We start from the raw sequence: 23,224 nt of genomic DNA on the forward strand, positions 1-23,224 counted from the left end.
CCGGGTCGCCGACTCCCGCGCCCCGACTTAGTGAACGCGTGCACGCGTCCACTCCCGTATGCGGCAGATCCCCCGACCGGGCGACGCCGATCCCTTTATCACCACGCGCACCGCGTTCGCCAATTTGCGTGCAAGGGCCATGATTGGTAGTGCGGCAGGCCTTCCACCTGCGACTACAGAGGTGGATGTCACCTTTGGTGATCATGTGGATGCTTCGCGTATGAAGATCACCACTCATCGGACTTCATGATCGTTCGTCAGGTGGTGGAGATCACAAACTCGTTGTTGCAACCCGTGTCGCAGATCACAGACGAGCAGGCATAAGATGCGCACCAGTCCGGCTTGTGAACTGCCTCACATGCAAGTGCTCGATCAGCTCGATCACAGTGCGATCTTCGCGAGGCGGGGCGCTTGGCGCCGGCACAGCGGTCCAACGGTCAAGGACGACTGGAAGGAGCGAGGAGCGTGAATGCGTACGCGCCCATCCTCGTGCTCGGCGCCCTCGGCGCAGGGTTTGCGATCTTCTCCGTGGTCATGGCCACGCTGATCGGCCCAAAACGGTACAACCGGGCAAAACTTGAGGCGTACGAGTGCGGCATCGAGCCCACTCCCGTGCCGGCAGGCGGCGGCCGTTTCCCCATCAAGTACTACCTGACGGCGATGCTCTTCATCGTCTTCGACATCGAGGTTGTCTTCCTCTACCCCTGGGCGGTCACCTTCGACTCGCTGGGGATCTTCGGGCTCGTCGAGATGCTCCTCTTCGTGCTCACCGTCTTCGTCGCCTACGCCTACGTGTGGCGCCGCGGCGGCCTGGAATGGGACTGAGGGGCTGAATTTCCATGGGACTGGAAGAGAAGCTGCCGAGCGGCTTTCTGCTGACCACCGTCGAACAGGCCGCGGGATGGGTGCGCAAGTCATCCGTCTTCCCCGCGACCTTCGGCCTGGCCTGCTGCGCCATCGAGATGATGACCACCGGAGCGGGCCGGTACGACCTGGCCCGCTTCGGCATGGAGGTCTTCCGCGGCTCCCCGCGGCAGGCCGACCTGATGATCGTGGCGGGCCGGGTCAGCCAGAAGATGGCGCCGGTACTGCGGCAGGTGTACGACCAGATGCCCGCTCCCAAGTGGGTCATCTCTATGGGTGTCTGCGCCTCTTCGGGCGGAATGTTCAACAACTACGCGATCGTCCAGGGCGTCGACCACATCGTCCCGGTGGACATCTACCTGCCCGGCTGCCCGCCCCGCCCCGAGATGCTGCTGGACGCGATCCTCAAGCTCCACCAGAAGATCCAGGGATCCAAGCTCGGCGTGAACCGGGAAGAGGCGGCCCGCGAGGCGGAGGAGGCGGCCCTCAAGGCGCTCCCCACCATTGAGATGAAGGGGCTCCTGCGGTGAGCGACGACCCGGCCGTGGAGAACGGCCCCCACGCCAGCGATGGCGAGAACGTCCCGGCGCCCCGCGGCGCCGGCGGCCCCGAGGTGATCGGCGTCCGCAAGGGCATGTTCGGCGCCGCGGGCGGCGGCGACACCAGCGGCTACGGCGGCCTCGTGCGCACCGTGGCCATGCCCGGCGCGAGCGCCCGCCCCTACGGCTCGTACTTCGACGAGGTCGTCGACGAGCTGGAGGGTGCCCTGGAGGAGCAGGACCTGCTCCCGGAGAACGCGATCGAGAAGGTCGTCGTCGACCGGGACGAGCTGACCCTCCACATCGCCCGCGAGCACCTGCTGCTCGTGGCGAGGACCCTGCGTGACGACCCGGCCCTGCGCTTCGAGCTCTGCACCGGCGTCAGCGGCGTGCACTTCCCGAACGACAAGGGCCGCGAGCTGCACGCCGTCTACCACCTGCGCTCGCTCACCCACGGCCGGATCGTGCGGCTGGAGGTGTCCGCCCCGGACGCCGACCCGCACGTGCCCTCGGTCGTCGCGGTCTACCCGACCAACGACTGGCACGAGCGCGAGACGTACGACTTCTTCGGCCTGGTCTTCGACGGGCACCCGGCCCTCACCCGGATCATGATGCCGGACGACTGGCAGGGCTTCCCGCAGCGCAAGGACTACCCGCTCGGCGGGATCCCCATCGAGTACAAGGGCGCCCAGATCCCGGCTCCTGACCAGCGGAGGTCGTACAGCTGATGTCCACTTCGAACCATGCCCGCCCGTCGCCCGGCCACCGCCCCTCATCGAGCCCCTCCGGGACGCCCCTTTCGACGGCACGCGAGACCACCGAGGGCACCGTCTACACCGTCACCGGCGGCGACTGGGACGAGGTCGTCCGGTCCGCGGCCCGCGCGGACGACGAGCGCATCGTGGTCAACATGGGTCCGCAGCACCCGTCGACCCACGGAGTGCTCCGCCTGATCCTGGAGATCGACGGCGAGACGGTCACCGAGGCCCGCTGCGGCATCGGCTACCTCCACACCGGAATCGAGAAGAACCTCGAATTCCGGAACTGGACGCAGGGCACCACCTTCGTCACGCGAATGGACTACCTGACGCCGTTCTTCAACGAGACGGCGTACTGCCTGGGCGTCGAGAAGCTGCTCGGGATCACCGATCAGATCCCGGACCGCGCCACCGTCATCCGCGTCCTGCTGATGGAGCTCAACCGGCTCTCCTCCCACCTGGTGTGCATCGCCACCGGCGGCATGGAGCTCGGCGCGACCACGATCATGATCTACGGGTTCCGCGACCGCGAGCTGATCCTCGACGTCTTCGAGCTCATCACCGGACTGCGCATGAACCATGCGTTCGTCCGCCCCGGCGGCCTCGCGCAGGACCTGCCCCCGGGCGCGGTCGACCAGCTCCGCGAGTTCGTCAAGACCATGAAGAAGAACCTGCCGGAGTACGACAAGCTCGCCACCGGCAACCCCATCTTCAAGGCCCGCATGCAGGACGTCGGCTACCTCGACCTCACCGGCTGCATGGCGCTCGGCGCCACCGGCCCGGTCCTGCGCTCCGCCGGCCTGCCGCACGACCTGCGCAAGAGCGAGCCGTACTGCGGCTACGAGAACTACGAGTTCGACGTGCCGACCACCGAGTCCTGCGACTCCTACGGGCGCTTCCTGATCCGCCTGGAGGAGATGCGCCAGTCCCTGCGCATCGTCGAGCAGTGCCTGGACCGCCTGGAGCCGGGCCCGGTCATGGTCGCCGACAAGAAGATCGCCTGGCCCGCGCAGCTCGCGATGGGCCCGGACGGCCTCGGCAACTCGCTCGACCACATCAGGAACATCATGGGCACCTCCATGGAGGCCCTCATCCACCACTTCAAGCTGGTGACCGAGGGCTTCCGCGTGCCGGCCGGGCAGGCCTACGCGGCTGTCGAGTCACCCAAGGGCGAACTCGGCGTCCACGTCGTCTCCGACGGCGGCACCCGCCCCTACCGGGTCCACTTCCGCGACCCGTCCTTCACCAACCTGCAGGCCATGGCGGCGATGTGCGAAGGCGGCCAGGTCGCCGACGTCATCGTCGCCGTCGCCTCCATCGACCCCGTGATGGGAGGCGTCGACCGATGACTTCCGATGTCAGCCTGGGCATGCCCCAGCTGCCCGCCCCCGACTACCCGGCCGAGGTGCGCGAGCGGCTGGCGGCCGACGCCGCCGAGGTCGTCGCCCGCTACCCCGACAGCCGCTCCGCGCTGCTGCCGCTGCTCCACCTCATCCAGTCGGAGGAGGGCTACGTCTCGCGCACCGGCATCCGGTTCTGCGCCGAGGTGCTGGGCCTGACGACCGCCGAGGTCACGGCGGTGGCGACCTTCTACACGATGTACCGGCGCAAGCCCTCCGGCGACTACCAGGTCGGGGTCTGCACCAACACCCTCTGCGCGGTCATGGGCGGCGACGCCATCTTCGACGAGCTCAAGGAACACCTCGGCGTCGGCAACAACGAGACCACCCCCGACGGCAAGGTCACCCTCGAGCACATCGAGTGCAACGCGGCCTGCGACTACGCCCCGGTGGTGATGGTCAACTGGGAGTTCTTCGACAACCAGACCCCCGAGTCCGCCAGGGCCATGGTCGACGACCTGCTCGCCGGCCGCCCGGTCGAACCGACCCGGGGCGCGCCGCTGTGCACCTACAAGGAGACCGCCCGGATCCTGGCCGGCTTCCCGGACGAGCGCGCGGGCGCCGTCGAGGCGAGCGGCGGTGCGGGACCCGCCTCGCTGATCGGCCTGCGCATCGCGCGCGGCGAGTCCCCGCAGCTCGGCAAGGTCGTGCGCCCGCGTGCCGAGCCCACGACCGAGGAGGGGGAGTGATGACGGTGACCGCTGAGATGCACGAGAACGGCACCAGCCCGGAGAAGCTGCTGGCACCCGTGCTGTCGGCGTTCTGGGACGAGCCGCGGTCGTGGACGCTGGAGACCTACCGGCGCCACGAGGGCTACGAGGGCCTGCGCAAGGCGCTCGCCATGACTCCGGACGACCTCATCGCCTACGTGAAGGACTCGGGCCTGCGCGGACGCGGCGGCGCCGGCTTCCCCACCGGGATGAAGTGGCAGTTCATCCCGCAGGGCGACGGAAAGCCCCACTACCTCGTCGTGAACGCGGACGAGTCCGAGCCGGGAACCTGCAAGGACATCCCCCTCCTCTTCGCGAACCCGCACTCCCTCATCGAGGGAATGATCATCGCCTGCTACGCGATCCGGTCGGAGCACGCCTTCATCTACCTGCGCGGCGAGGTCGTGCCCGTACTGCGGCGCCTGCACGAGGCGGTGCGCGAAGCGTACGAGGCCGGCTACCTCGGCAAGGACGTCATGGGGAGCGGACTCGACCTCGACATCACCGTGCACGCGGGGGCGGGCGCGTACATCTGCGGCGAGGAAACGGCCCTCCTGGACTCCCTCGAAGGCCGGCGCGGCCAGCCCCGGCTGCGTCCCCCCTTCCCCGCCGTCGAGGGGCTCTACGCCTGCCCCACCGTCGTGAACAACGTGGAGTCCATCGCCTCGGTTCCCGCGATCCTGAACAAGGGCAAGGACTGGTTCAAGGCGATGGGGACCGAGAAGTCCCCCGGCTTCACGCTGTACTCGCTCTCCGGCCACGTCGTCGGCCCCGGCCAGTACGAGGCCCCGCTCGGCATCACCCTGCGCCAGCTGCTCGACATGAGCGGCGGCATGCGGCCCGGGCACCGGCTGAAGTTCTGGACCCCGGGCGGCTCCTCCACGCCCATGTTCACGGACGAGCACCTCGACGTCCCGCTGGACTACGAGGGCGTGGGCGCGGCCGGATCCATGCTGGGCACCAAGGCACTGCAGTGCTTCGACGAGACGACCTGCGTGGTGCGGGCGGTGACCCGCTGGACCGAGTTCTACGCCCACGAGTCCTGCGGCAAGTGCACGCCGTGCCGCGAAGGCACCTACTGGCTGGTGCAGCTCCTGCGCGACATCGAGGCCGGCAAGGGCGTCATGTCCGACCTCGACAAGCTCAACGACATCGCCGACAACATCAACGGCAAGTCGTTCTGCGCGCTCGGCGACGGCGCCGCCAGCCCCATCTTCTCCTCGCTCAAGTACTTCCGCGAGGAGTACGAGCAGCACATCACGGGCAAGGGCTGCCCCTTCGACCCCAAGAAGTCGACCCTCTGGGCTGACGGTCCCAAGAAGAACTCCGAGGTGAACGCATGACCGTCACCACAAACGCCCCCGCCGGCGGCGGCGAGGCAGCGGTGCCGCCCGAGAACACGGTCTCCCTGACCATCGACGGCATCGAACTGTCCGTGCCCAAGGGCACCCTGGTCATCCGGGCCGCCGAACAGATCGGCATCGAGATCCCCCGGTTCTGCGACCACCCCCTCCTCGACCCGGTCGGCGCCTGCCGCCAGTGCATCGTCGAGGTCGAGGGCCAGCGCAAGCCGATGGCCTCCTGCACCATCACCTGCACCGACGGCATGGTCGTCAAGACGCAGCTGACCTCGCCCGTCGCCGAGAAGTCCCAGCGCGGCGTGATGGAGCTGCTGCTCATCAACCACCCGCTCGACTGCCCGGTCTGCGACAAGGGCGGCGAGTGCCCCCTGCAGAACCAGGCCATGTCGCACGGGCAGGCCGACTCCCGCTTCGAGGGCAGGAAGCGCACCTACGAGAAGCCGGTCCCGATCTCCACCCAGGTGCTGCTGGACCGCGAGCGGTGCGTGCTGTGCGCGCGCTGCACCCGCTTCTCCACCCAGGTGGCGGGCGACCCGATGATCGAGCTCCTGGAGCGCGGAGCGCTCCAGCAGGTCGGCATCGGCGAGGGCGACCCCTTCGAGTCGTACTTCTCGGGCAACACCATCCAGATCTGCCCGGTCGGCGCCCTCACCTCGGCGGCCTACCGCTTCCGCTCCCGCCCCTTCGACCTCGTCTCCTCCCCGAGCGTGTGCGAGCACTGCGCGGGCGGCTGCGCGACCCGGACCGACCACCGCCGCGGCAAGGTGCTGCGCCGCATGGCCGCCGATGACCCCGAGGTCAACGAGGAGTGGATCTGCGACAAGGGCCGCTTCGGGTTCCGCTACGCGCAGCGCCCCGACCGGCTGACCACCCCGCTGGTGCGCGGCACCGACGGGGTCCTCGCCCCGGCGAGCTGGCCCGAGGCGCTGGAGGCCGCGGCGAACGGGCTGGCCGGCGCGCGCGGCCGGGCGGGAGTGCTGACCGGCGGCCGCCTCACCGTCGAGGACGCCTACGCCTACTCCAAGTTCGCCCGGGTGGTGCTCGACACCAACGACATCGACTTCCGGGCCCGGGTGCACAGCGCCGAGGAGGCCGAGTTCCTGGCGTCCTCGGTGGCCGGCACCGGCAAGGACCTCGACGGTGGGGCCAGGGGGGTCACCAACAGTTCCCTTGAAGCGGCCCCGGCCGTCCTCCTCGTCGGCATCGAGGCCGAGGAGGAGGCCCCCGGCGTCTTCCTGCGTCTGCGCAAGGCCCACCGCAAGCACAAGCAGCGGACCTTCGCCCTCGCCCCCTTCGCCACGCGCGGCCTGGAGAAGGCGGGCGGCACCCTGCTGGCCGCCGCCCCCGGTACGGAGCCCGAGTGGCTCGACGCGCTGGCCTCGCGGACCGGCCTGGAGGAGGGCGGCGCGGAAGCCGCCGAGGCGCTGCGCCTGCCCGGCGCGGTCATCGTCGTCGGAGAGCGCCTCGCGGGGGTCCCCGGCGCGCTGACCGCCGCCGTACGGGCCGCCGCCGCGACCGGCGCCCGGCTGGTGTGGATCCCGCGCCGGGCCGGCGAGCGGGCCGCCGTCGAGGCGGGCGCGCTGCCGTCCCTGCTGCCGGGCGCCCGCCCCGCCACCGACCCGCGCGCCCGCGACGAGGTCGCCGCCGCGTGGGGCCTGGACGAGCTGCCGCACCGCTACGGCCGCGACACCGGCCAGATCCTCGACGCCGCCGCCGGACGCGAACTGTCCGCCCTGCTCGTCGCGGGCGTCGAACTCGCCGACCTGCCCGACCCGGCCCGCGCCCGTATCGCGCTCCAGGAGGCCTTCGTGGTCTCCCTGGAACTGCGGCCCAGCGAGGTCACCGACCACGCGGACGTGGTCCTGCCCGTCGCGGCCGTCGCCGAGAAGCCGGGGGCGTTCATCAACTGGGAGGGCAGGGTCAGGCCGTTCGAGGCCGCGCTCAAGCCCGAGCAGATGACCCGCCGGCTCGCCCCCGCCGACTCCCGCGTGCTGCACATGCTGGCCGACGCGGCCGACCGGCCGATCGCCCTGCCCGACGTACACGCCGTACGCCGGGAGCTCGACCGGCTCGGCCAGTGGGCCGGGGAGCGCGCCGCCGAACAGTCCGCGGACACCGCGCCGCTGCCCCGGCCCGGAGCGGGCGAGGCGGTCCTCGCGGGCCACCGGCTCCTCCTCGACCAGGGCCGCCTCCAGGACGGCGACGACGCCCTTGCCGGTACCCGGCACGAGGCCGCCGCCCGCCTGTCGGCCGCCACGGCCGCCGAGACGGGCGTCAAGAACGGCGACGTGCTCGCGGTGACCGGCCCGGCCGGCTCCGTGGAACTGCCGCTGCGCATCACCGAGATGCCCGACCGGGTGGTCTGGCTCCCGATGAACTCCACCGGCTCCGGAGTCCTCGCCGACACCGGCGCCCGACCGGGGGCCCTGGTCCGCATCGGCCCGGCCACCCCCGCCGACACCAGCGACGCCACTGCGGAGGTGGGCGCGTGAACACCGTTCAGATCGCTGCCGAAGACCTCTCCCTGTTCGGCGAGGACGTCTGGTGGCTCGTCGTCGTCAAGGCGGTGTTCTGCTTCGCCTTCCTGATGGTGACCGTGCTCTTCTCCATCGTGTGGGAGCGCAAGGTCGTCGCCTGGATGCAGCTGCGCATCGGCCCCAACCGGCACGGCCCCTGGGGCATGCTCCAGTCGCTCGCCGACGGCGTGAAGCTCATGCTGAAGGAAGACCTCATCGTCAAGCGGGCGGACAAGGTCGTCTACGTCCTCGCCCCGATCATCGCGGCGGTCCCGGCCTTCATGGCCATCGCGGTGATCCCCTTCGGCCCCCCCGGCGACGAGGTCTCCATCTTCGGCCAGCGCACCACGATGCAGCTGACCGACCTGCCGATCGCGATGCTCTACGTCCTCGCCGTGGCCTCGGTCGGCATCTACGGCATCGTCCTGGCGGGCTGGTCCTCGGGCTCGACGTACCCGCTCCTCGGCGGCCTTCGCTCCTGCGCCCAGATGATCTCCTACGAGATCGCGATGGGCGCGGCCTTCGCCTCGGTCTTCCTCTACTCCGGGTCCATGTCGACCTCGGCGATCGTCGAAGCCCAGGCGGACCGCTGGTACATCATCCTGCTGCCGGTCTCCTTCATCATCTACGTCATCACGATGGTCGGCGAGACGAACCGCGCCCCCTTCGACATGCCGGAGTCCGAGGGCGACCTCGTCGGCGGCTTCAACACCGAGTACTCCTCCATCAAGTTCGCGCTGTTCATGCTGGCCGAGTACGTCAACATGGTCACCGTCTCGGCGGTCTCGGTCACCCTGTTCCTGGGCGGCTGGCGGGCCCCGGCGCCGATCTCCACGTACTGGGAGGGCGCCAACCACGGCTGGTGGCCGATGCTCTGGTTCGTCCTCAAGGTCCAGCTGCTGCTGTTCTTCTTCATCTGGCTGCGCGGCACGCTCCCGCGCGTGCGCTACGACCAGCTGATGAAGCTCGGCTGGAAGGTGCTGATCCCGGTCTCCGTGGTGTGGCTGATGCTGGTCGCCACCGTCCGGGCGCTGCGCAACGAGAACTACGACTTCACCCAGATCGTGCTCTACGTCGGCGGCGGGGTCATCGCGGTCCTGCTGCTGTCCTTCGTCGCGGACCTCTTCCGCGACAAGAAGGAGAAGGCGGCCCTCGCGGACGCCGAACAGGCTGCGGCCGGGGCGCCCTTCGACCCGCTTGCGGGCGGGTTCCCCGTACCGCCCAAGCCCGGCCAGCACCTGGCACCCGTACCGCGCAGGCGGCCCCGCAGTGAGCGGGAGCTCATTGTCAGTGGCGCGGCGAATACTGACAGTGACCGAGAGGAGGGTGCTGAGAATGTCTGACAAGTCTGACGCCGACCAGGGCGAGCAGTGGCAGAACCCGGTGGCCGGCTTCGGCGTGACCTTCAAGGCCATGTTCAAGAAGCGCCTCACCGAGCAGTACCCGGAGCAGCCGAAGACCACCGCTCCGCGCTTCCACGGGAGGCACCAGCTCAACCGGCACCCCGACGGTCTGGAGAAGTGCATCGGGTGCGAGCTGTGCGCCTGGGCCTGTCCCGCCGACGCGATCTACGTCGAGGGCGCGGACAACACCGAGGAGGAGCGCTACTCCCCGGGTGAGCGCTACGGCCGGGTCTACCAGATCAACTACACCCGCTGCATCCTGTGCGGGCTGTGCGTCGAGGCGTGCCCGACCAGGGCCCTGACCATGACGAACGAGTTCGAACTGGCCGACTCGAGCCGCGAATCGCTCATCTACACCAAGGAGCAGCTACTCGCCGGGCTGACCGAGGGGATGGTCGAGGCTCCGCACTCGATCTTCCCCGGCACCGACGACACCGACTACTACCGCGGGCTGGTGACCGGGGCGGCTCCCGGCACGGTCCGCCAGGTCGCCGTGTCGAAGGGCGAGGGCGCCGGTTCCGCCGAAGCCGGGGCAGCGGGAGCTTCCGCCCGCGGCGAGGGGGTGGGGGCGTGAGCGCCATCGCCGCGGCCGCCTCGGCCACCTCCACCGGTGAGGCAGTGCAGTTCTGGGTCCTCGCCACGGTCGCCGTCATCGGCGCGCTCGCCACGATCCTGATGAAGAAGGCCGTGCACAGCGCCCTGAGCCTGGCCGGGACGATGATCATCCTGGCGGTCTTCTACCTCGCCAACGGGGCGTACTTCCTCGGCGTCGTCCAGGTCATCGTCTACACCGGCGCGATCATGATGCTGTTCCTCTTCGTCGTCATGCTCGTCGGCGTCACCGCCGCGGACTCCCTGACCGAGACCATCAAGGGACAGCGCTGGCTGGCCGCCCTGTGCGCACTGGGCTTCGGCGTCCTGCTGATCGCCGGAATCGGCCACGCCCGGCTCTCCCACTTCAACGGACTGGGCCGGATCAACTCCGGCGGGCACGTCGAAGGCCTGGCCACGCTCATCTTCACCAAGTACGTGTTCGCCTTCGAGGTCACCGGCGCCCTGCTGATCACGGCGGCCGTCGGCGCGATGGTGCTCACCCACCGCGAGCGCACCGAGCGCGCCGCCACCCAGCGCGAGCTCGCCGAGCGCCGCGTACGCGAGGGCGTACAGCTCCCGCCGCTGCCCGCACCCGGCGTCTACGCCCGGCACAACGCCGTGGACGTCGCGGGCCTGCTGCCGGACGGCACCCCCTCGGAGCTCACCGTCAACCAGACGCTGCGCGCCCGCGGCCAGATCAGGGACGTGTCCAGCGAGGCGCTGGAAGACCTGAAGGCACTGGAGCAGCGGTCGTCCGAGCGGCTCGGCCGTGAGGAGGCCTCGAAGTGAACCCGGTCAACTACCTGTACCTGTCCGCGCTGCTGTTCACCATCGGGGCGACCGGAGTACTCATCCGGAAGAACGCGATCGTGCTGTTCATGTGCGTCGAGCTCATGCTCAACGCCTGCAACCTCGCCTTCGTGACCTTCTCCCGGATGCACGGCAACCTCGACGGCCAGATCATCGCGTTCTTCACGATGGTCGTCGCCGCCGCCGAGGTCGTGGTGGGCCTCGCGATCATCGTGTCGCTGTTCCGTACCCGCCACTCGGCCTCGGTCGACGACGCCAGCCTGATGAAGCTGTAAGGGGTCGCTGTGGAGAACATGATCGCGCTGCTGGTAGCAGCGCCCCTGCTCGGAGCGGCGGTGCTGCTCTGCGGCGGCCGCCGCCTCGACAAGGCCGGCCACTGGCTCGGCACCCTGCTCGCCGCCGTCTCCTTCGGGATCGGCGTGGCCCTCTTCGCCGACATGCTCGGCCGCGGGGCCGAGGACCGCACCATGAACCAGCGGCTGTTCAGCTGGATCTCGGTCGAAAGCTTCCAGGCCGACGTCGGCTTCCAGCTCGACCAGCTGTCGATGACCTTCGTCCTGCTCATCACAGGGGTGGGCACGCTCATCCACGTGTACTCGATCGGGTACATGGAGCACGACGAGCGCCGCCGCCGCTTCTTCGGATACCTCAACCTCTTCCTCGCCGCGATGCTGCTCCTGGTCATCGCCGACAACTACCTCCTGCTGTACGTCGGCTGGGAGGGCGTGGGCCTCGCCTCGTACCTCCTCATCGGCTTCTGGCAGCACAAGCCCAGCGCGGCCACCGCCGCGAAGAAGGCCTTCCTGGTCAACCGGGTCGGCGACATGGGCCTTTCGATCGCCATCATGCTGATGTTCACCACCTTCGGCACCTTCGCCTTCGGGCCCGTGCTGGGCTCGGTGTCCGAGGCGGGCGAGGGCAAACTGACCGCGATCGCCCTGATGCTGCTGCTCGCGGCCTGCGGCAAGTCGGCCCAGGTCCCGCTGCAGTCCTGGCTCGGCGACGCGATGGAGGGCCCGACCCCGGTCTCGGCCCTCATCCACGCGGCGACGATGGTGACCGCCGGCGTGTACCTGATCGTCCGCTCGGGCGCCATCTTCAACGGGGCTCCGGACGCGCAGACCGCGGTCGTCGTGGTCGGCGCGGTCACGCTCCTCTTCGGTGCGATCGTCGGTTGCGCGAAGGACGACATCAAGAAGGCCCTGGCGGGCTCCACGATGTCGCAGATCGGATACATGATCCTGGCCGCCGGCCTCGGGCCGATCGGCTACGTCTTCGCGATCATGCACCTGGTGACGCACGGCTTCTTCAAGGCGGGCCTCTTCCTCGGCGCCGGTTCCGTGATGCACGGGATGAACGACGAGGTGGACATGCGCAAGTACGGCGGCCTGCGCAGGTACATGCCGGTCACCTTCGTCACCTTCGGCCTCGGCTACCTCGCCATCATCGGCTTCCCGGGCCTGTCGGGCTTCTTCTCCAAGGACCGCATCATCGAGGCGGCCTTCGCGAAGGGCGGCACGGAAGGCTGGATCCTCGGCGCAGTGACCCTGCTGGGCGCCGCGATCACGGCGTTCTACATGACCCGCGTCATGCTCCTCACCTTCTTCGGCGAGAAGCGCTGGCAGCCCGCCCCGGACCCGGCCACGGCCCCCGGTGTCGAGCCCGGCGCCGACGCGCACCCCGGAGAGCTCCCCCACCCGCACGAATCCCCGAAGTCGATGACCATCCCGATGATCATCCTGGCGTTCGGGTCGGTCTTCGCCGGAGGGTACTTCGCGATCGGCGACCGGTTCGTGAAGTGGCTGGAGCCCGTCACCGGGTACGAGCACGGCCACCCGCCGGTCAGCGCCCTGACGGTGACCCTGGCCACCATGGTGGCCCTGGTCGTCGGCGTCGCCATGGCCTGGGCGATGTACGGCCGCAGGCCCGTCCCGGTCACCGCCCCGCGCGGCGCGCTCCTGACCCGGGCGGCCCGACGGGACCTGTACCAGGACGACTTCAACCACGTCGTCCTCGTGCGCGGCGGGGAGCACCTGACCCGCTCCCTCGTCTACGTCGACCACAGCCTGGTCGACGGAGTGGTCAACGGGACGGCCGCCGGAGTCGGCGGCCTCTCGGGCCGGCTGCGCAAGCTGCAGAACGGCTACGCCCGCAGCTACGCGGTCTCGATGTTCGGGGGCGCCGCGATCCTGATCGCCGCGACCCTGCTGATGAGGGCGGTGTGAGATGAGTTTCCCGCTTCTGACGGTGACGGCCGCGGTCCCCGCGGTCGGCGCGATCCTGACGGCGGCCGTCCCGGCTTCCCGCCGGACCGCGGCCAAATGGCTCGCCCTGTTCTTCTCGCTGGCGACCCTGGCCCTGGCCGTGCTCGTCGCCGTCCGCTTCGAGCCCGGTGGCGACCGCTACCAGCTCACCGAGTCCCACGCCTGGATCCCCGACTTCGGGGTCCGCTACGAACTGGGCGTCGACGGCATCGGGGTGGCGCTCATCGCGCTCACCGCGCTGCTGATCCCCTTCGTCATCGGCGCCGGCTGGCACGACGCCGACCCCCTGGAGACGCACTCGTCCCGCTGGCGGCCGACCCAGGGCTTCTTCGCCCTGATCCTGCTGGTCGAGGCGATGGTGGTCATCTCCTTCGAGGCCACCGACGTCTTCCTCTTCTACATCTTCTTCGAAGCCATGCTCATCCCGATGTACTTCCTCATCGGCGGCTTCGGGGACCGGGCGCACTCCGGGTCCGATGAGAACGCGGCCGCGCAGCGCTCGTACGCGGCGGTCAAGTTCCTCCTCTACAACCTGGTCGGCGGCCTCATCATGCTGGCCGCCGTCATCGGGCTGTACGTCGTCGCCGGGAACTTCTCGCTCCAGGAGATCACCGCCGCCCGCGCCGCGGGCACGCTCGACATGGCGACCAACACCGAGCGGATGCTCTTCCTCGGCTTCTTCTTCGCCTTCGCGGTGAAGGCCCCGCTGTGGCCGCTGCACACCTGGCTGCCGAACGCGATGGGAGAGGCCACCGCGCCGGTCGCCGTCCTGATCACCGCGGTCGTCGACAAGGTCGGCACCTTCGCGATGCTCCGCTTCTGCCTCGGCCTCTTCCCCGAGGCCAGCAAGTGGGCCACACCGGTGATCATCGTCCTGGCCCTGATCAGCATCGTCTACGGCGCGCTGGTCGCGGTCGGGCAGCGGGACATCAAGCGGCTGGTCGCCTACGCCTCGATCTCGCACTTCGGCTTCATCGTCCTGGGCATCTTCGCGATGACCTCCCAGGGCCAGTCGGGCGCGACGCTGTACATGGTCAACCACGGGCTCTCCACGGCGGCGCTCATGCTGGTCGCCGGCTTCCTGATCTCGCGGCGCGGCTCGCGGCTCATCGCCGACTTCGGCGGCGTGCAGAAGGTGGCCCCGGTCCTGGCCGGCACGTTCCTGATCGGCGGCCTCGCCACGCTGTCGCTACCGGGCCTCGCACCGTTCGTCAGCGAGTTCCTGGTCCTGGTCGGCACCTTCGCCCGGTACCCGGTCGCGGGCATCGTCGCGACCCTCGGCATCGTGCTGGCCGCCCTCTACACGCTGGTCCTCTACCAGCGCACCATGACGGGCCCGCTGAAGGAGGAGGTCCGCACCCTGCGGGACCTGGACCTGCGGGAGGTCCTGGTCGTCGCCCCGCTGATCGTCCTGCTGATCGGGCTGGGCGTCTACCCGAAGCCGCTGACCGAGATCGTCAACCCGGCGGTGGAGTACACCATGTCGGACGTGAAGCAGACGGATCCGAAGCCCGACGTCGCCGTCGAGGCCGAGCACGCCAAGAACGGGGAGGCGGCGAAGTGAGCACCGTGACTGCTGCCCAGAACCTGCTGCCGACACTGGCGGCGGCGGCGCCGATCGACAAAATCCCGGCGCCGCACATCGAGTACGCCCAGCTCTCGCCCACGCTCATCGTGCTGGGAGCGGCGGTCGTCGGAGTCCTCGTCGAGGCCTTCGTACCGCGCAAGGCCCGTTACTACGCCCAGGTGTTCCTGGCGGTCGCCGCGCTGGCCTCGGCCTTCGCGGCGGTCGTCGGGCTCGCCGCCGGCGGGTACGGCAGCACCAAGGCGCACATCGCGGCCATGGGAGCCGTGGCCGTCGACGGCCCGGCGCTCTTCCTGCAGGGCACCATCCTGCTGGCCTCGATCGTCGCGGTCTTCACCTTCGCCGAGCGGCGCCTGGACCCGGCCGCCCACGGCAACCGGGTGGACTCGTTCGCCGCGCAGGCGGCGTCCGTACCGGGCAGCGAGAGCGAGAAGGAAGCCGTCAAGGCGGGCTTCACCACCACCGAGGTCTTCCCGCTCGCCCTCTTCGCGATCGCCGGGATGCTGATCTTCCCCGCGGCCAACGACCTGCTGACGCTGTTCGTGGCCCTGGAGGTCTTCTCCCTCCCGCTGTACCTGCTCTGCGCCGTCGCCCGCCGCCAGCGGCTGATGTCGCAGGAGGCCGCCGTCAAGTACTTCCTGCTCGGCGCGTTCTCCTCCGCCTTCCTCCTCTTCGGCATCGCGCTCCTGTACGGCTACGCGGGCTCCGTCTCGTACGCGGTCATCGCGGAGGTCGTCGACGGCACCGTGGCGAACGTCGATCCGGCGCTCGCCGACACCATGGGCAACGACGCGCTGCTGCTGATCGGCGGCGCGCTCATCCTGGCGGGCCTGCTCTTCAAGGTCGGCGCGGTCCCCTTCCACATGTGGACCCCGGACGTCTACCAGGGCGCCCCGACCCCCGTCACCGGGTTCATGGCGGCGGCGACCAAGGTCGCCGCCTTCGGCGCCCTGCTCCGCCTGCTCTACGTGGTCCTGCCGGGCCTGCGCTGGGACTGGCGGCCGGTGATGTGGGGCATCGCGATCGTCACGATGCTCGCGGGCGCGGTGATCGCCGTGACCCAGACCGACGTCAAGCGGCTCCTCGCCTACTCCTCCATCGCGCACGCCGGCTTCATCCTGGCCGGTGTCATCGCCACGTCGGCGCAGGGCGTCCAGGCCGTCCTCTTCTACCTGGGCGCGTACTCCTTCGTGACGATCGGCGCGTTCGCGGTCGTCACCCTCGTCCGCGACGCGGGCGGCGAGGCGACGCACCTGTCCAAGTGGGCCGGGCTGGGCCGCCGTTCACCGCTGACGGCGGCGGTCTTCGCGGTCTTCCTGCTCGCCTTCGCCGGCATCCCGCTGACATCGGGCTTCGCGGGCAAGTTCGCCGTGTTCAAGGCGGCGGCGGAAGGCGGCGCGGGAGCGCTGGTCGTGGTCGGTGTCATCTCGTCCGCGATCGCCGCGTTCTTCTACATCCGGGTGATCGTCCTGATGTTCTTCAGCGAGCCGAAGGCGGACGGCCCGACCGTGGCCGTCCCCTCCCCACTGACGATGACGACGATCGCGGTGGGCGTCGCGGTCACCCTGGTCCTGGGTGTGGCCCCGCAGTACTTCCTGGAACTGGCGGGACAGGCGAGCACGTTCGTGCGCTGACGGGATTCCCGTACGCGTCGGGGCCCGGCTCCCTTCGGGGGGCCGGGCCCCGTGCCGTGCGGGGTTCAGCGTCGCGCCGGGGAGTCCCGGGAGGCCGCTCTCACGGATGGGCGTGCGGGGCGGGAGCCGGGGTGGCGGACACGGGGCAGGTCAGGGCGGGGTTCCAATTGTGGAAGCGGCCCGCCGGGTTCTTCTCGTAAGCCCACAGGTGGAGGTCGTAGTGCTTGGGCATGCCGGCCCAGTGGCCGGGCATGGGCCCGTCGAACGGCAGCCCGAACATGCTCGGCCGGTCGTCGGTGGTCTTCAGGTCCTGGTCGCGGTCGGTGGACATCCATTCCACGGCCTGCAGCTTGCGGCGGCCGCTCCTGTCCTTCGACGCGCTGTACAGGAGCGCGGTCGGCCTGCTCGGGTCCTTCGAACCCCAGTAGGCCTCCTTCACGTAGTGGAAGCCCATGGCGCCCGCCCCGAACGGGTTGTTCATGCACTGGCCCTTCAGGACGTACCCGTCCTTCAGGGCCGCCCGCTCGTCCGCGTACTTGGCCGTCACCCGGATCGCCGTCGCCATGTCGTTCATGGCCTGCCGGTCGGTCGGGTCGGGCGCGGGCCCGTCGACCCCGTGGGCGGGTGCGACGGTGGCCAGGCCGACCGACACGGCGGCCGCGCAGGTCAGGAAGGCCTTGCGGGTGCGGAGGGACATATGGGCTCCTGCCGTTCGGGGGCTTTCGTTCACCATCCCGGCGCGGTGGCGGGGTTGCACGCGGCGCGCCTCCGAACGGGGTCCCGGCGCGACCGGTTCGGGCCGGACGGGTGGTTCCGGGCGGGCCCGCGGCCCGCGGCCCGCGGCCCCAGGACTAGGGACGGGAGGCGTACGCGCGGACGTCCGCGTCCGGGTCGGACGTGGCCGTGGTCAGGGCCGCGGCGGCCGCCGGGTCCGGGCGGTGGGACCGCAGGGACAGGACCGCCGCCTTGCGAACGTCCGCGTTCGGGTCGGCCAGGGCACGCGACAGCGCCGGCACGGCGGCGCCCGCCCCGGCCGCGGCCAGCGCGGCCGCCGCCCCCGCGCGGACCTGCCACGCCGGATCGGCCAGCGCGGCCACCGCCGCCGCCGAGTGGCCGCCCGTGGAGGCGGCGGCGGTCAGGGCCGCGGCCCGGACCAGCGGGTCGGCGTCGGTGAGGAGCGGAGCGAGCGGCGCGGCGGCCCGAAGGGTGCCCAGGGCCTTGGCGACCGCCACCCGGACCTCCCGGGAGCCGTCCGCCGAGGCCGCCGCCAGCGGAGCCGCCGCGTCCACCGACAGCAGCGCCCGGACCGCCTGGATCCGGACGTCCACGTCCCCGTCGCGCAGGGCCCGCGCGTACAGGTCGCGGTCCCCGAGCCGCAGGACCCGCAGGGCTTCGAGCGCCGCCGATCGCACCGCCGCGTCCGCCACCGCGAGCCCCGCCCGCAGGGCCGCGCCCAGTTCCGGTTCGGGCGCGAGGACCTCCAGCAGCTCGCGCAGCGAGGCCGCCGCGGCCGCGCGGACGGCCGGGTCGCGGTCGCCCAGGCGCGCCCCGATGGCGGGACCCGCCCCCGCCGGGACGGTTTCGCCGATCACCGCGACCGCGGTGGCGCGGACGGCCGGGTCGGGGTCTTCGAGGTAGGGCCGCAGCGCGTCGAGGGCCGGGGCCTCCTCGGCGAGCGAGAGCAGTTCCAGGATCCGGGGCGATCCCGGCGCCGATCCGGTGCTCCGTCCGGCCGCGGACGCCGGCGCCCGGCCCCCGCCCGCCAGGGCCACGCCCACCAGCTCGACCTCGCCCAGGGGGACGCTCGGACCACCCGTCGGGGTGAACTCGGGGACGGGCACCAGGTACGGGTCCACCGGCCGCGCCGTGAACTCCATCGCCCCGGAATCGGATTTGCGCAGGTCCAGGTGGTGCAGCCAGCCCGCGTCATCGCGCTCCGGGTGGTCGAGGCGCTCGTGGTACAGCCCCCAGCGGGACTCCGTCCGGGCGAGGGAGGCGCGCGCCGCCATCTCCGCGCAGTCCCGGATGAAGGAGACCTCCGCGCAGCGCATCAGCTCGTGGGGGGTGTGCCCGCCCATCTCCGAGATCTCGGTCTCCATGCGGGTGAAGGCCTCCACGGCGAGCGACAGCTTCGCGCCCGTCTTGGGCGGGGCCACGTAGTCGTTCACGAAGCGCCGCAGCTTGTACTCGACCTGCGGCTGCGGCGGGCCGGCGGGATGGCGCAGTGGCCGGTAGATCAGCTCGTGGGCGGCGGCGAGCTGCTCGGACGGCAGGTCGCCCTCGTACGGCCGGTACCGCGAGGCGTCCTCGCCCGCCAGGTCGCCGAAGACGAAGGCGCCGATCATGTAGTTGTGCGGTACGGAGGCCAGGTCGCCGGCCGCGTACAGTCGGGGAACGGTGGTGCGGGCGTGGTCGTCGACCCGCACGCCGGAGGCCGAGTGGCCGCCGCACAGCCCGATCTCCGAGATGTGCATCTCGATGTCGTGGGTGCGGTAGTCGTGGCCCCGGTTCGCGTGGAAGGTGCCGCGCGTCGGCCGTTCGGTGGTGTGCAGGATCGATTCGAGGGCGGAGACGGACTCCTCGGGGAGGTGGCTGAGCTTGAGGTACACCGGGCCCCGGTCGGAGGCGAGTTCGGCGGCGAACTCGGACATCATCTGCCCCGACCAGTAGTCGGAGTCCACGAAGCGCTCGCCGTGCCGGTTGACCTGGTAGCCGCCGAAGGGGTTCGCGACGTACGCGCACGCCGGGCCGTTGTAGTCCTTGATCAACGGGTTGATCTGGAAGCACTCGATGCCGGTGAGCGCGGCGCCCGCGTGGTAGGCCATCGCGTAGCCGTCGCCCGCGTTGGTGGGGTTCTCGTACGTCCCGTAGAGGTACCCGGAGGCGGGCAGTCCGAGGCGCCCACAGGGGCCGGTCGCGAGGACGACGGCTCCGGCGCGGACGGTCACGAAGGCACCGGTGCGGGTGTTGAAGGCGGCCGCGCCGATCGCCCGGCCGTCCTCGGGGGACGTCAGGACGCGGACCGGCATCACCCGGTTCTCGATCCGGATCAGCTCGCGCATCTCGCGGCGGCGCAGCTGCCGGTAGAGGACCTTCTTGACGTCCTTGCCCTCGGGCATGGGCAGTACGTACGAGCCCGAACGGTGGACCTGGCGCACCGCGTACTCGCCGTGCTCGTCCTTCTCGAACTTCACCCCGTACGACTCCAGGCGCCGCACCATCGCGAAACCGCGGGTCGCCGTCTGGCGGACCGTGGACTGGTCGACGATGCCGTCGTTGGCGCGGGTGATCTCGGCGACGTAGTCGTCGGGCTCGGCCCGGCCCGGAACGACGGCGTTGTTGACCCCGTCCATGCCCATGGCGAGGGCCCCGGAATGGCGTACGTGCGCCTTCTCCAGGAGCAGGACCCGCGCACCGCGCTCGGCGGCGGTCAGCGCCGCCATCGTGCCGGCGGTGCCGCCCCCGATGACGAGGACGTCGCAGGCCAGTTCCTCGGCGTCGGCGATCGCGGGGATGTCCATGGGGCGGCCTTTCAGAGGGAGTCGATGACGCGTCCGCGCAGGGCGGAGCGGTCGGCGGTGCGAGAGCGGGGGTGGGGTACGTCGATCACCTCGCCGGTGGCGAGGAGCGCGACGCGGTCGCCCAGGAAGAGGGCCTCGTCCACGTCGTGGGTGACGAAGACGACGGTCGCGCCGGTCCCGGCGAGGACGGTGACGAGCAGGTCCTGCATCTCGGAGCGGGTCTGGGCGTCGAGCGCGCCGAAGGGCTCGTCCATGAGGACGGCGCGGGGCGCGGACGCGAGGGCGCGGGCGAGCTGCACGCGCTGGCGCTGGCCGCCGCTGAGCTGGTGCGGGTGTTTGTGGGCGTGATCGGCCAGCCCTACGCGGGCGAGCCAGTCCCCGGCGGTGCGGCGGCGCTCGGCGCGGGGGGTCCCGCGGATGGCGAGGGGCAGCTCGACGTTGGCGCGGACGGTGCGCCAGGGCAGGAGGGCGTCGTCCTGGAAGACCAGGGCCCGGTCGGCGTCGGGGCGGGTGACGGGGCGGCCGTCCTGCTCGACGGTGCCGGCGAGCGGGGGCAGCAGACCGGCGAGGGTGCGGAGCAGGGTCGACTTTCCGCAGCCGGAGGGGCCGACGACGGTGAGGACTTCGCCCGCGCCGACGCTCAGGTGGAGACCGTCGAGGACGGGGGTGGAGGCGGGGTGGTGACCGAGGCGGGTGCCGGTCAGCCGGAGGGTCGCGCCGGGGGGCCGGGCGGGGGTCGTGGTGGCCGTGGCCGTGGGTGCGGACATGGTCCCTCCTGTGGTCGCTGCGGTGGGCCTCAAACGCCGGCGGGGCTGGATTCGGCCGGCGCGGAGGGGGCTGGAGTGGATGTCCGGCGGGGGCTGCGGGTGGGGAGCCAGTGGGTGAGGCGGCTGCCCGTGCGTTCCACCGCTGTGGACGTGAGCCAGCCCAGCGCGCCGATCGTGGCCATGCCGACGAAGACGCCGGGGTAGTCCACGACCGTGTAGTCCTGCCAGGTGCGGTAGCCGACCCCGTACTCGCCGGAGATCATCTCGGCGGAGATCACACAGATCCACGACACCCCGATGCCCACGGAGAGCCCGCCGAAGATGCCCGGCAGCGCACCCGGGAGGACCACCGACAGCAGGACGCGGGGGCGGCCGCCGCCCATCGTCAGGACGGCCTCCTCCCACACGGGGGACAGCGCGGACACCGCGTGCCGGGTCGACACCAGCACCGGGAAGAAGGCCGCCGAGCAGGTGATGAAGACGATCCCCTGCTCGTTGGAGGGGAAGAGCAGGATGGCGACGGGGACGAGCGCGATCGCCGGGACGGGGCGCAGTACTTCGAAGAGGGGGCCCAGCAGGTCCGCCGCGAGCCGGGAGCGGGCGATCGCCGTGCCCGCCGCCACCCCCAGTACGGCCGCCAGCGCGAAGCCCGTCACGATGCGCCGCAGGCTGGAGCCGAGATCCTGCCAGTACGGGCCGATCGTCACCCGGTCCGCGAAGGTCGACGCCACCTCGACCACGGTCGGGAACTGCTCGAAGCGCAGCCACAGGTTGACGTCGAGCGACGTCAGGAGTTGCCACCCGAGCAGGGCCGCGCCGAGCGAAGCCACCCTCAGGAGGCGGCGGCCGGCCGTCATGACGCGATGCCCCCGGCTTCGGCGAAGCTCACGATCCGCGCCCCGGACCCCTGGTGGCGGGCGACGTACGACGTGGCGCCCGACGGGGTGACGAACGCGCGCAGCTCGGAGCCCTCCGCCACCCAGACCGCCTTGTCCGCGAACCAGAGGGTGCCCGTCACCGCGTCCGGGACGTACGCCGCCCGCACGTCCGCGCCCTTGAGGGCCTTGAGGAGGGCGGCGGGTGAGTCGAAGGCGCGGGTGGCCGGCTGCCCCTTCAGCCACAGCTCCGGACGCGCCGGGGCGGCCGCCGGATAGGGCTGGGTGCCCGCGGTGGCGCGGGCGAGCGGCGCCGGGTCGACGAATGCGTCCACGTCCACGGGACCCACGAGCTTCGCCTCCTCGAGTACGGGGACGTCCTCCTTCAGCGCCGCAAGCAGCTCGGGGCGCAGCGCCGGATCGAAGGTCGCGATGCCGTTCGCGCCGTTGTAGAGGTAGACGACCTCAGCCGGCAGGCCGGTCTCCTTCGCCACCGACTCGGCGGCCGCGACCGGCTGCGTGCGCAGGTACTCGGTCGCCTTCAGCTGGGCCCGCAGGAAGTCGTCCAGCACGCCCGAACCCACCCGGTCGCGGGCGAACTTCTCACGGACCGTGACCCCGTGGAAGGTCGGCAGGTCCAGTTCGGCGCCGTCGTACAGGGCCTTCGCCCGCCCCTCGTAGGCCAGTTGGCCCGGCCAGGCGACGAACTGCGACAGGGCGTCGACGCTGCCCGCCTGGAGTGCGGACGCGCCCACGCTGGGCTGCTGGTTGAGCTTCTCGATGCCCGTCGAGGGGTCGATCCCGGCGCGCCGCAGGGCCCGTACCAGGGTCCCGTCGGCCGCCGAGCCGACCGAGGTCGACACCTTCTTTCCGCGCAGGTCGGCGAGGGACTCCAGCTTCGAACCGGGCGCGGTGACCACGGTGTTGAGACCGCCGCGCAGGTTGTATCCGGTGACGGAGACGAGGTGGGTGGGCTGCCCCAGTTCCTTGCCGCGCGCCGCGTTGATCAGCAGCGGGAAGTCGCCCATCGAGCCGATGTCGATCTTCCCGGCCGCCATCTGGGCGGTGATCGGGGCGCCCGTGGCGTAGTCCTGCCATTCGACCTTGTAGGTGACGCCGTCCTTCCCGCCGCGCGCGGCGAGTTCTTCCTCGAAGTAGCCGAGGGAGCGCAGGAGCGTGCCGGCGGTGACGGTGTTGATGGTCTTGGACTGGTAACCGACGGTCACGGTCACGGTCTTGGGGCCGCCGTCCGCTCCCGAGGCGCCGCCGCACGCGGCGGCCAGGGGCAGGAGCAGGAGGAGGGCGGGCGCGAGAGCTCTCGTACGCATGGCGAGTGGGCCTTTCACCGCAGCAGGTAGGGCATGTTGACGGTCACCGCGCCGGTGGGACAGCGGGCGGCGCACGGGCCGCAGTACCAGCACTCGTCCACGTGCATGTAGGCCTTGCCGTTGTCCTCGCGGATCGCGAGCGAGTCGAGCGGACACATGTCGACGCAGAGGGTGCAGCCGTCGATGCACAGGGACTCGTCGATGGTCACGGGCACGTCGCCGCGCTGGGGGACCAGAGGCATGGCTGTCTCCAGGAAAGGGGTCGGGAGGACCGGGAGGGTGCGGGACGGAGGCG

20 protein-coding genes are annotated in these 23,224 nt (G+C 70.9%); 14 read left to right on the forward strand and 6 right to left on the reverse strand.

What is annotated here, in order from left to right; genetic code table 11:
* Positions 1–465 precede the first annotated feature (465 nt).
* The 14 genes from ACFWBY_RS07905 to nuoN are packed head-to-tail and all read left to right on the forward strand — an operon-like array spanning position 466 to position 16,438.
* On the forward strand, positions 466–825 hold the full coding sequence (locus tag ACFWBY_RS07905) for an NADH-quinone oxidoreductase subunit A (RefSeq protein ID WP_008738438.1): 360 nt from the start codon (positions 466–468) through the stop codon (positions 823–825).
* Between the two features lie 14 nt (positions 826–839).
* On the forward strand, positions 840–1,394 hold the full coding sequence (locus tag ACFWBY_RS07910; RefSeq protein WP_123079911.1) for an NADH-quinone oxidoreductase subunit B family protein: 555 nt from the start codon (positions 840–842) through the stop codon (positions 1,392–1,394).
* Complete coding sequence (locus ACFWBY_RS07915; RefSeq protein WP_385341359.1) at positions 1,391–2,131, forward strand: NADH-quinone oxidoreductase subunit C; 741 nt, start codon at positions 1,391–1,393, stop codon at positions 2,129–2,131. Before ACFWBY_RS07910 ends, ACFWBY_RS07915 begins: the two co-directional genes overlap by 4 nt.
* The gene (locus ACFWBY_RS07920) at positions 2,131–3,510 is read left to right on the forward strand and encodes an NADH-quinone oxidoreductase subunit D (RefSeq protein ID WP_385341357.1); all 1,380 of its coding nucleotides are present in this window, start codon (positions 2,131–2,133) and stop codon (positions 3,508–3,510) included. The genes ACFWBY_RS07915 and ACFWBY_RS07920 overlap by 1 nt, the downstream gene beginning before the upstream one ends.
* Positions 3,507–4,250, forward strand: coding sequence for an NADH-quinone oxidoreductase subunit NuoE (gene nuoE, locus ACFWBY_RS07925; protein ID WP_385341355.1), 744 nt, complete (start codon positions 3,507–3,509; stop codon positions 4,248–4,250). The genes ACFWBY_RS07920 and nuoE overlap by 4 nt, the downstream gene beginning before the upstream one ends.
* On the forward strand, positions 4,250–5,614 hold the full coding sequence (gene nuoF / locus ACFWBY_RS07930) for an NADH-quinone oxidoreductase subunit NuoF (RefSeq protein ID WP_385341353.1): 1,365 nt from the start codon (positions 4,250–4,252) through the stop codon (positions 5,612–5,614). The genes nuoE and nuoF overlap by 1 nt, the downstream gene beginning before the upstream one ends.
* Complete coding sequence (locus ACFWBY_RS07935) at positions 5,611–8,124, forward strand: NADH-quinone oxidoreductase subunit G (RefSeq protein WP_385341351.1); 2,514 nt, start codon at positions 5,611–5,613, stop codon at positions 8,122–8,124. Before nuoF ends, ACFWBY_RS07935 begins: the two co-directional genes overlap by 4 nt.
* Entirely contained in the window at positions 8,121–9,491 is a 1,371-nt protein-coding gene (gene nuoH / locus ACFWBY_RS07940; protein WP_385341349.1) for an NADH-quinone oxidoreductase subunit NuoH, read from the forward strand. The genes ACFWBY_RS07935 and nuoH overlap by 4 nt, the downstream gene beginning before the upstream one ends.
* Entirely contained in the window at positions 9,484–10,125 is a 642-nt protein-coding gene (gene nuoI, locus ACFWBY_RS07945; RefSeq protein WP_385341347.1) for an NADH-quinone oxidoreductase subunit NuoI, read from the forward strand. The genes nuoH and nuoI overlap by 8 nt, the downstream gene beginning before the upstream one ends.
* Positions 10,122–10,934, forward strand: a complete 813-nt coding sequence (locus ACFWBY_RS07950) for an NADH-quinone oxidoreductase subunit J (RefSeq protein WP_385341346.1) — start codon at positions 10,122–10,124, stop codon at positions 10,932–10,934. The genes nuoI and ACFWBY_RS07950 overlap by 4 nt, the downstream gene beginning before the upstream one ends.
* Positions 10,931–11,230, forward strand: coding sequence for an NADH-quinone oxidoreductase subunit NuoK (gene nuoK, locus ACFWBY_RS07955; RefSeq protein ID WP_385341344.1), 300 nt, complete (start codon positions 10,931–10,933; stop codon positions 11,228–11,230). The genes ACFWBY_RS07950 and nuoK overlap by 4 nt, the downstream gene beginning before the upstream one ends.
* A 9-nt stretch (positions 11,231–11,239) precedes the next feature.
* Complete coding sequence (gene nuoL, locus ACFWBY_RS07960; protein WP_385341342.1) at positions 11,240–13,180, forward strand: NADH-quinone oxidoreductase subunit L; 1,941 nt, start codon at positions 11,240–11,242, stop codon at positions 13,178–13,180.
* A gap of 1 nt (position 13,181) precedes the next feature.
* Entirely contained in the window at positions 13,182–14,783 is a 1,602-nt protein-coding gene (locus ACFWBY_RS07965) for an NADH-quinone oxidoreductase subunit M (RefSeq protein WP_385341340.1), read from the forward strand.
* 35 nt (positions 14,784–14,818) lie between these two features.
* Positions 14,819–16,438, forward strand: a complete 1,620-nt coding sequence (gene nuoN / locus ACFWBY_RS07970; protein ID WP_385341407.1) for an NADH-quinone oxidoreductase subunit NuoN — start codon at positions 14,819–14,821, stop codon at positions 16,436–16,438.
* A 100-nt stretch (positions 16,439–16,538) separates the two neighbouring features.
* Here nuoN and ACFWBY_RS07975 read toward each other — a convergent pair whose 3' ends face one another.
* The 6 genes from ACFWBY_RS07975 to ACFWBY_RS08000 form a co-directional block, all read right to left on the reverse strand.
* The gene (locus tag ACFWBY_RS07975; RefSeq protein WP_385341338.1) at positions 16,539–17,135 is read right to left on the reverse strand and encodes a hypothetical protein; all 597 of its coding nucleotides are present in this window, start codon (positions 17,133–17,135) and stop codon (positions 16,539–16,541) included.
* 154 nt (positions 17,136–17,289) lie between these two features.
* A complete protein-coding gene (locus tag ACFWBY_RS07980; protein WP_385409636.1) occupies positions 17,290–19,959 on the reverse strand; it encodes a fumarate reductase/succinate dehydrogenase flavoprotein subunit in 2,670 nt (889 codons plus the stop codon).
* Between the two features lie 11 nt (positions 19,960–19,970).
* Positions 19,971–20,726 (reverse strand): ABC transporter ATP-binding protein, encoded by a 756-nt coding sequence (locus tag ACFWBY_RS07985; protein ID WP_385342602.1) that lies wholly within the window; start codon positions 20,724–20,726, stop codon positions 19,971–19,973.
* A 29-nt stretch (positions 20,727–20,755) separates the two neighbouring features.
* Positions 20,756–21,583: an ABC transporter permease gene (locus ACFWBY_RS07990; protein WP_385342600.1), complete on the reverse strand. Its 828-nt coding sequence runs from the start codon at positions 21,581–21,583 to the stop codon at positions 20,756–20,758.
* Positions 21,580–22,929: an ABC transporter substrate-binding protein gene (locus ACFWBY_RS07995; RefSeq protein WP_385342598.1), complete on the reverse strand. Its 1,350-nt coding sequence runs from the start codon at positions 22,927–22,929 to the stop codon at positions 21,580–21,582. Before ACFWBY_RS07995 ends, ACFWBY_RS07990 begins: the two co-directional genes overlap by 4 nt.
* A 14-nt stretch (positions 22,930–22,943) precedes the next feature.
* Positions 22,944–23,171, reverse strand: a complete 228-nt coding sequence (locus tag ACFWBY_RS08000; RefSeq protein WP_030710222.1) for a ferredoxin family protein — start codon at positions 23,169–23,171, stop codon at positions 22,944–22,946.
* Positions 23,172–23,224: the final 53 nt, after the last annotated feature.

It is taken from the genome of Streptomyces sp. NPDC060049 (genome assembly GCF_042736715.1).
Lineage (GTDB): Bacteria > Actinomycetota > Actinomycetes > Streptomycetales > Streptomycetaceae > Streptomyces.

Bases quoted from the DNA above. Each gene is read 5' to 3' on its own strand.
- nuoE (WP_385341355.1), top strand. From the start codon at position 3,507: ATGACTTCCGATGTCAGCCTGGGCATGCCCCAGCTGCCCGCCCCCGAC.
- ACFWBY_RS07980 (WP_385409636.1), bottom strand. From the start codon at position 19,959: ATGGACATCCCCGCGATCGCCGACGCCGAGGAACTGGCCTGCGACGTC.
- ACFWBY_RS07990 (WP_385342600.1), bottom strand. From the start codon at position 21,583: ATGACGGCCGGCCGCCGCCTCCTGAGGGTGGCTTCGCTCGGCGCGGCC.
- ACFWBY_RS07965 (WP_385341340.1), top strand. From the start codon at position 13,182: ATGAGTTTCCCGCTTCTGACGGTGACGGCCGCGGTCCCCGCGGTCGGC.
- ACFWBY_RS08000 (WP_030710222.1), bottom strand. From the start codon at position 23,171: ATGCCTCTGGTCCCCCAGCGCGGCGACGTGCCCGTGACCATCGACGAG.
- ACFWBY_RS07920 (WP_385341357.1), top strand. From the start codon at position 2,131: ATGTCCACTTCGAACCATGCCCGCCCGTCGCCCGGCCACCGCCCCTCA.
- nuoI (WP_385341347.1), top strand. From the start codon at position 9,484: ATGTCTGACAAGTCTGACGCCGACCAGGGCGAGCAGTGGCAGAACCCG.
- ACFWBY_RS07995 (WP_385342598.1), bottom strand. From the start codon at position 22,929: ATGCGTACGAGAGCTCTCGCGCCCGCCCTCCTCCTGCTCCTGCCCCTG.
- ACFWBY_RS07985 (WP_385342602.1), bottom strand. From the start codon at position 20,726: ATGTCCGCACCCACGGCCACGGCCACCACGACCCCCGCCCGGCCCCCC.
- ACFWBY_RS07975 (WP_385341338.1), bottom strand. From the start codon at position 17,135: ATGTCCCTCCGCACCCGCAAGGCCTTCCTGACCTGCGCGGCCGCCGTG.
- ACFWBY_RS07935 (WP_385341351.1), top strand. From the start codon at position 5,611: ATGACCGTCACCACAAACGCCCCCGCCGGCGGCGGCGAGGCAGCGGTG.
- ACFWBY_RS07910 (WP_123079911.1), top strand. From the start codon at position 840: ATGGGACTGGAAGAGAAGCTGCCGAGCGGCTTTCTGCTGACCACCGTC.
- nuoF (WP_385341353.1), top strand. From the start codon at position 4,250: ATGACGGTGACCGCTGAGATGCACGAGAACGGCACCAGCCCGGAGAAG.